Here is a 7,671-nt window from a genome sequence, read left to right on the forward strand (position 1 = left end):
ATCCTAAAATTGATAAAGAGCGATTGGTGATAACCGCCCCACAGTTGCGTGCCGCCAGGGCGCTGCTCGGCATCGATCAGCGCAGGCTTGCTGAATTGTCCGGCCTGTCAGTGCCGACAATCCAGCGCATGGAAGCCAGCGAGTGGATGATCCGGGGCAATGTCGATTCCCTCATGAAGTTGATTGCAGCGCTTGAGGCCGCCGGCATCGAGTTGATCGGGGAAGGTGCGACAAGCCATGCCGGCGGGCGCGGGGTGCGGCTGAAAGAAGGCTCCGGTCAGGTCAGGATTTCCGGCGCCGACAATACCGAAGCCGGGTCCGGCGGGAGCCTGCCGTGATTTCGATCGTCGCCCTTCTGCTGTGGGGCGTCGCAGCGCTTTTGGGAACCGCCATGCTGGCCATAGCGATCAGCCGGCGCGATTCGGCGACACAACTGGTCTACGGCCTGATCCTTGGCATCACGGCCGTCATGTTCCTGGCCGTCTCAAGCCATCTGGTCAGCGATCCCGCCGGCGTGTCGGTCGTTACGCTGCCGCTCGGCCTGCCCTGGATCGGCGCCCATTTCCGCCTGGATGCGCTATCTGCTTTTTTCCTGGTCGTGGTCAACCTCGGCGGCGCCTTCGCCAGCCTCTATGGACTTGGCTATGGCCGCCACGAGTCCGCGCCGCACCGCGTGCTGCCGTTCTTCCCGGCCTTCCTTGCCGGTATGAACCTCGTCGTCCTGGCCGACGATGCCTTCACTTTCCTGTTGTCCTGGGAATTCATGTCGCTCGCCTCGTGGGCGCTCGTCATGGCGCACCACCGCGAACCCAATAACACGCGGGCAGGTTACATCTACCTGGTTATGGCGAGCTTCGGCACGCTGGCGCTGCTGCTCGCCTTCGGCCTGCTGGCCGGACCGGCCGGAACCTATACATTCGACGCGATGCGCGCCGCCGAGCCAACCCTGTTCGTCGCCGCCGCCGTTCTGGCCCTGATGCTGCTCGGCGCCGGCTCCAAGGCCGGCCTTGTCCCTTTGCATGTCTGGCTGCCGCTCGCTCATCCGGCCGCGCCGAGCCACGTTTCGGCGCTGATGAGCGGCGTCATGACCAAAGTCGCCATCTATGGCTTCATACGCGTCATCTTCGACCTGCTCGGCGAGCCTGCGTGGTGGTCGGGCGTCGTCGTGCTTTTCCTCGGCGGCCTGACGGCGGTTCTCGGCATCCTCCACGCCTTGATGGAAAAGGACCTCAAGCGGCTGCTCGCCTACAGCACCATCGAAAACATCGGCGTCATCTTCGCGAGCCTTGGCCTCGCGCTCGCCTTCAAGGCCAACGCGATGCCGTCGGCCGCGGCACTGGCGCTCACCGCGGCACTCTTCCACGTTCTCAACCATTCCTTTTTCAAGAGCCTGCTGTTCTTTGGCGCCGGCGCCGTGCTGACCGCAACCGGCGAACGCAACATGGAGAAATTGGGCGGTCTTATCCATCGCATGCCGCTGACCAGTTTTGTCTTTCTCGTCGGCTGCGTTTCGATCTCGGCACTTCCGCCCTTCAACGGCTTCGTTTCCGAATGGCTGGCCTTCCAGGCCATCCTGCAGAGCCCTGACCTGCCGCAGTGGGGCCTGAAAGTCATGGTGCCCGCGGTCGGCGGCCTGCTGGCGCTTTCGGCGGCGCTGGCCGCGGCCTGTTTCGTAAAGGCGTTCGGCATCACATTTCTCGGCCGACCACGCTCCGCGGCGATGGAGCAGGTACGGGAGGTCGATCACTACTCATTGGCGGCAATGTTCGCTCTCGCGGCTCTTTGTCTGCTTGCCGGCATTCTGCCGGGCTTTGTCATAGACGGAATTTCACCGGTGACGCTATCGCTCATCGGCAGCCGCATGCCGGTGCAGATGGCGCAGCCCTGGCTGTCGATCGTGCCGATCGCCGAGAGCCGCAGTTCCTATAATGGCCTGCTGGTGCTCGTGTTCATCACGATCTCCGCCTCGCTCGCGGCCGTGGTGATCCACCGCTTCGCCTCGCACGCGCTGCGTCGCGGTCCTGCCTGGGGTTGCGGTTTCCCGGATATCACCCCGGCGGCGCAATACACGGCCGTCAGTTTCGCCCAGCCCATCCGCCGCGTCTTCGGCACATTTGCATTCCGTGCCAGGGAAAAGGTGGAAATGCCGCCGCCGGGCGCCACCGGGCCGGCGCGCCTCACCGTGGAAATGCACGATGTGATCTGGGAGACATTTTACCAGCCGATCGCCGGCGCGGTCGGCTATGCGACCGAGAAGCTGAACCGCCTGCAGTTCCTGACCATCCGGCGCTATCTGACCCTGGTCTTTCTCTACCTCGTCACCTTGCTTCTGGTGCTCGCGCTATGGCCCTGATCCTTGAACTGGCCGTCCAGGGCGCGCAGATGGTGCTGGTGCTTTTGCTGGCACCGCTGCTGAGCGGCTTCGTGCGCAAGGTGAAGGCGAGACTGCAGCGCCGCCAGGGGCCGTCGCTGATCCAGCCCTACCGCGATGTCCTGCGGCTGATGCGCAAGGAGGTCGTCCTGGCGGACAACGCATCCTGGCTGTTTCGCGTGACCCCCTACCTGATCTTTGCCGCCACCTGGGTCGCCGCCGCGCTCATTCCGACATTCGCCACCGGCCTCACCTTCAGTTGGACCGCCGATCTCATCGCCATTGTCGCGCTGCTTGGCAGCGCCCGGTTCTTCCTCGCATTGGCGGGCATGGATGTCGGCACGAGCTTTGGCGGCATCGGCGCAAGCCGCGAGGTCATGATCGCTTCGCTGGCCGAGCCCGCCATGCTTTTGATCGTGTTCAGCCTGGCGCTCGTCGCCGGCGCGACGCAACTCTCCACCGTCGCTGCCTTCATGGCTTCGCCGGATGTCGGTCTGCGGGTGTCGCTCGGCATGTCGCTGGTCGCTCTCGTCATCGTGGCGATCGCCGAAAACGCCCGCATACCGGTGGACAACCCGGCGACCCATCTCGAGCTCACGATGATTCACGAGGCGATGGTCCTGGAATATTCCGGCCGCCATCTGGCGATGATCGAGTTTGCCACCTTCCTGAAGCTTCTGCTCTATGTCTCGCTGATTTCATGCGTTTTCATACCCTGGGGGCTGGTGACCTCCGGGGCCAGGCCGCAACTCCTCGTTCTGGGTGCCGTCACCTATGTCGGCAAGCTTGCCGTCTGTGGCATTCTGCTGGCCGTCTTCGAGACCGCCATCGCCAAGATGCGTGTCTTTCGCGTCCCGGATTTCCTCGGCGTGGCGCTCATGCTGGCCCTGCTCGGCACACTCCTGCTGTTCGTCTCACGGAGCCTCTGATGAACGGCCTCACCTTCGATATTGCCCATCTGCTCGCCGGCGGCCTGGTGCTGGTCAGTTTCATGATGCTCTATCAGGATCGCCTGTTTGCGCTGATCAACGTCTTTGCGCTCCACGCGGTCGTGCTTGCCCTGTCCGTGGCCTGGCAGGCCTATGTCCAGGACGCTCACCATCTCTACGTTACCGCGGTGATCGCCCTCGTGTTCAAGGCGATCGTGATTCCCGTCGGGCTTCACCGCATCATCCAGCGGCTCGGCATCCACCGCGACATCGAGACCGCTGTCGGCATCGGTCCGACCATGCTGGCCGGAATAGGCCTGGTGACGCTGTCCATGGTGTTGATGCTGCGGGTCACTCCCGACGCCGATCCGCTGGCGCGCGAGGATCTGGCCTTCGCGCTGTCCATCATCCTGCTCGGCCTGCTGGTAATGGTCACCCGCCGGAATGCCGTCAGCCAGGTTGTCGGCTTCATGTCGCTGGAGAACGGCCTTGTGCTCGCCGCCACCGGCGCCAAGGGCATGCCGCTGGTGGTCGAGATCAGCGTCGCCTTCTCGATCCTGATCGCCTTCATCGTCATCGGTGTCTTCCTGTTCCGCATCCGCGAACGTTTCGATTCGGTCGATGTCGGCGCGCTCGACGACTACAGGGGGGAACGCCGTTGACCGCGTTTTCCTTCGACGCCGTGGCCGCCATCCTGCTGATACCGCCCTTGGCGGCGGCGCTGATGGCCGTGTTGCCGAACTACAAGGTGACGGCGCGCCTGAATGTCGTCGCCAGCCTGCTGACCTTGCTTGCCGCACTCTCGCTTTTCGTCACCGACCGGCCGCAGCCGGGACAGTATCTCCTGGTCGACGATCTCAACATCGTCTTCATCGTGCTCAACACATTCGTCGGCTTCACGACCAGTATATTCAGCGCGACCTATATCGCCCACGAGCTGGAGACCGGCCGGCTGACCGCGCCGAACCTCAGATTCTATCACGCAATGTACCAGATCATGATGTTCGGCATGAACCTCGCCTTCGTGTCGAACAACATCGGCCTGATGTGGGTGGCGGTGGAGCTTGCCACGCTGACCACCGTGCTGATGGTCGGGATCTATCGCACGCACGAGGCGCTGGAAGCCGCCTGGAAGTATTTCATCCTGGGAAGCGTCGGCATCGCGCTTGCGCTGTTCGGCACCATCCTCGTCTACATGGCCGCGCAACCGGTCGTCGGCGAGGGCACCAATGCCATGGTCTGGACGGTGCTCATCGAACAGGCAGCGCATTTCGACCCGGCTTTGCTCAACGTCGCCTTCGTCTTTCTGCTGCTTGGCTACGGCACCAAGGTCGGCCTTGCCCCCTTGCATGCCTGGCTGCCCGATGCACATGCCGAAGGCCCGACGCCGATTTCGGCGGTGCTGTCGGGCCTGCTCTTGAACGTCGCGCTCTATGCCGTGCTGCGCTTCAAGATGTTGCTCGCCGCAAGCCCGCAGGCGATAGCTCCGGGGCCGTTGATGATCGCAATGGGGCTCACCTCTCTCATCTTCGCGGCCTTCATGCTCTACCGCCGCCGCGACATCAAACGCCTGTTCGCATACTCCTCTATCGAGCACATGGGCATCATCGTGTTTGCATTTGGAATGGGCGGCCCGCTGGCGAACTTTGCCGGCCTGCTGCACATGGTCATGCACAGCCTGACCAAGTCGGCGATTTTCTTCGCCGTCGGCCACATCGCGCAGGTCAAGGGGACACAAAAGATCGCCGACATAAGAGGGCTGACGGAAACGCATCCCGGGCTTGGCTGGGCGCTCGTCATCGGCGTCGTTGCCATTGCCGGCCTGCCGCCGCTCGGCATCTTCATGAGCGAATTCCTGATCGTGAGCTCGACATTTGCAAGACAGCCGCTTCTGGCGATCCCGCTGGTGTTCGGGCTTCTGCTCGCCTTCGGCGCCCTGCTGCTTCGGCTGACCGGCGTCGCCTTCGGCGAGCCGCGCGGCAGCACTGCGCCGGTCGAGGCATCCTACGTGCCGATGTATTCCCATCTGGCCCTGGTGTTTGGCGCCGGCATCTACCTGCCGCCGCCTCTGGTCACCTGGTTCCAGCACGTCGCGACCATCCTGGGATGAAGCGGATGAGCAAAAGGAAGATGCCCGCGCTGACCGACCTCATCGAGGCCGGCCGTCCTGTCGAACACCATGCCCCCTGGCGACGCGCCATGGTGGCTTCAAAAACCTGGAACCTTGCCGTCGAGCAGCTTGCCGAGGGCCGCTGGAGCCTGCTCGGCCTCTGGGGCGAGCCGGACACCATCCACATGGCGCTGCTCGACGAGGTTCGCGGTATCGGCGTCATCAGTCTGCAATGTCCCGGCGGCCGCTACTCATCGGTCGGCCAGCGGCATCCACCCGCCCTGCGGCTCGAACGTGCAGCCTCGGATCTGTTCGGGCTCTCGCCACAGGGCCTCCCGGATACCCGTCGCTGGCTTGACCATGGCCAATGGGGAGTGAGCCATCCCCTGGCGGCGGCGCCCCAGACCCCAGCCGCGGCGTCTTCCTACCGCTTCCTTGCCGCGGAGGGTGAGAGCCTGCACCAGATCCCGGTCGGACCCGTGCATGCCGGCATCATCGAGCCGGGGCATTTTCGATTTACCGCGAGTGGCGAAACGATCGTGCGGCTGGAGGAGCGTCTCGGCTATGTACACAAGGGCATAGAAGGCCTGATGAAAGGCTCGCCTGTCGATCGCGCCGCCCGACTGGCGGGCAGGACCTCCGGCGACAGCACCGTGGCCTATTCGCTTGCCTTTGCCCGAGCCGCCGAAACGGCTTTGGGCGTCGACGTGCCGCGGCGCGCCGTCTGGCTACGGGCGCTTATGGCCGAGTTGGAGCGCCTCGCCAACCATCTCGGCGATATAGGCGCCATCTGCAACGACGCCGCCTTCGCGATCATGCTTGCCCATTGTGGCGCGCTGCGCGAACGTGTGCTGCGCGCAAGCGACGCGGCTTTCGGCCATCGCCTGATGCGTGACCGTGTCGTGCCCGGCGGAGCGGCAATCGACCTGAGCGAAGAAGGGACGGTCGCGATCCGGTCCGTGGTCGCCGAGATCAGACAGCGCTTTCCTCATCTGGTCGAGCTCTACGACAACACCGCCTCGCTGCAGGACCGCACCGTCGCCACCGGCAGGCTCAAGGGGGAACTCGCCCGGCAATATGCAGCCGGCGGCTATGTCGGTCGGGCTTCGGGCCGCGACTTCGACGCGCGCCGCAGCCCAGGCTATCCGCCCTACGACGAACTCGCCTTCGATGTGCCTGTGCTGCAGGAAGGCGACGTCAACGCGCGCGTCTGGATACGCATCCGCGAGGTCGAGCAGAGCCTGTCGCTGGTGGAACAGATCCTGGAGCACCTACCGGCAGGGCCGATCCATGTCGACATCGCCGGGCCGAACGGGCCGCGGGAAGGCATGGCGGTGGTCGAGGGGTTCCGCGGCGACATCCTGGCCTGGCTGCGCATCGGCGAGGCCGGCATGGTCGAGCGCTGCCACCTGCGCGACCCCTCATGGTTCCAATGGCCGCTTCTCGAGACGGCGATCGAGGGCAACATCGTCGCCGACTTTCCGCTCTGCAACAAGTCGTTCAACTGCTCCTATTCCGGCCATGATCTCTAGACCCGCAATCGCGAACCTTCGGTTCGGAAAAGATCATGGTCGAACCAGACCAACCATGCTCTAAGGCATTCTGTCATGCGCAAGCTTCTCTTCGAAAGCCTGGTCAGACCCCCTCTCACCGAGCACCCGCCCTTGGCGAGCGATGCGGCGGTCGACGAACTGGCCCGCGCCGTCAACGGCGCCGCCCGCAAGCGGTTGGGCCGAAGCCTGTCGGTCCGAGCCGTCGATGCCGGTTCCTGCAACGGCTGCGAACTCGAAATGCACGCGCTGAACAATGTCTTCTACGACATCGAGCGCTTCGGCATCCGCTTCGTCGCCTCGCCTCGCCACGCCGATGTGCTGCTCGTCACCGGGCCGGTGACGAAGAACATGCGCGAGGCCTTGCTGCGGACCTGGGACGCGACCCCCAACCCCAAATGGCTGGTCGCGCTCGGTGATTGCGCCAGGAACGGCGGCTGCTTCGCCGGCAGCTACGCCGTCGTTGGCGGCGTGTCGGAGGTGCTGCCCGTAGATCTCCACATCCCCGGCTGCCCGCCGCCACCGGTCGAGATTTTGAAGGGCCTGCTCGCCTTGCTCGAAGGGGTGAATGCAACTCGCCGAGGGTGAACCTGACCTCCGACCTCGTAGGGTGCGCTCAGCGACCTTGTTCGTACAAACGGCCCGCCCCCCCGGCATCCGCCCTGGTGCGGTGCGGTCCGTCGCAACCGCGAGAGAACAGCCGAAGAAGTA

Annotated in this window: 7 protein-coding genes; all 7 read left to right on the plus strand. The window is 64.3% G+C overall.

Annotated features, from left to right (window positions below; all coding sequences use genetic code 11):
* The first annotated feature begins 26 nt into the window (after positions 1-26).
* The 7 genes from CN311_RS18075 (at position 27) to CN311_RS18105 (ending at position 7,548) form a co-directional block, all read left to right on the plus strand.
* On the plus strand, positions 27-338 hold the full coding sequence (locus CN311_RS18075) for a helix-turn-helix domain-containing protein (protein ID WP_097575114.1): 312 nt from the start codon (positions 27-29) through the stop codon (positions 336-338).
* Complete coding sequence (gene hyfB, locus CN311_RS18080) at positions 335-2,353, plus strand: hydrogenase 4 subunit B (protein WP_425351080.1); 2,019 nt, start codon at positions 335-337, stop codon at positions 2,351-2,353. Before CN311_RS18075 ends, hyfB begins: the two co-directional genes overlap by 4 nt.
* Positions 2,344-3,300, plus strand: a complete 957-nt coding sequence (locus CN311_RS18085; protein WP_097575106.1) for a respiratory chain complex I subunit 1 family protein — start codon at positions 2,344-2,346, stop codon at positions 3,298-3,300. The genes hyfB and CN311_RS18085 overlap by 10 nt, the downstream gene beginning before the upstream one ends.
* Positions 3,300-3,962 (plus strand): hydrogenase-4 component E, encoded by a 663-nt coding sequence (locus CN311_RS18090; RefSeq protein WP_097575107.1) that lies wholly within the window; start codon positions 3,300-3,302, stop codon positions 3,960-3,962. The genes CN311_RS18085 and CN311_RS18090 overlap by 1 nt, the downstream gene beginning before the upstream one ends.
* Positions 3,959-5,410, plus strand: coding sequence for a hydrogenase 4 subunit F (locus tag CN311_RS18095; RefSeq protein ID WP_097575108.1), 1,452 nt, complete (start codon positions 3,959-3,961; stop codon positions 5,408-5,410). The genes CN311_RS18090 and CN311_RS18095 overlap by 4 nt, the downstream gene beginning before the upstream one ends.
* A 20-nt stretch (positions 5,411-5,430) precedes the next feature.
* On the plus strand, positions 5,431-6,942 hold the full coding sequence (locus tag CN311_RS18100) for a hydrogenase large subunit (protein WP_097575116.1): 1,512 nt from the start codon (positions 5,431-5,433) through the stop codon (positions 6,940-6,942).
* 75 nt (positions 6,943-7,017) lie between these two features.
* Positions 7,018-7,548 (plus strand): NADH-quinone oxidoreductase subunit B family protein, encoded by a 531-nt coding sequence (locus tag CN311_RS18105; protein ID WP_097575109.1) that lies wholly within the window; start codon positions 7,018-7,020, stop codon positions 7,546-7,548.
* Positions 7,549-7,671: the final 123 nt, after the last annotated feature.

It is taken from the genome of Mesorhizobium sanjuanii (genome assembly GCF_002529485.1).
In the GTDB taxonomy this organism is placed as follows: Bacteria; Pseudomonadota; Alphaproteobacteria; order Rhizobiales; family Rhizobiaceae; genus Mesorhizobium; species Mesorhizobium sanjuanii.

Excerpts from the sequence above, each read along its gene's own strand:
- CN311_RS18085 (WP_097575106.1), top strand. The coding sequence starts at position 2,344 with ATGGCCCTGATCCTTGAACTGGCCGTCCAGGGCGCGCAGATGGTGCTG.
- CN311_RS18090 (WP_097575107.1), top strand. The coding sequence starts at position 3,300 with ATGAACGGCCTCACCTTCGATATTGCCCATCTGCTCGCCGGCGGCCTG.
- CN311_RS18100 (WP_097575116.1), top strand. The coding sequence starts at position 5,431 with ATGCCCGCGCTGACCGACCTCATCGAGGCCGGCCGTCCTGTCGAACAC.
- CN311_RS18105 (WP_097575109.1), top strand. The coding sequence starts at position 7,018 with ATGCGCAAGCTTCTCTTCGAAAGCCTGGTCAGACCCCCTCTCACCGAG.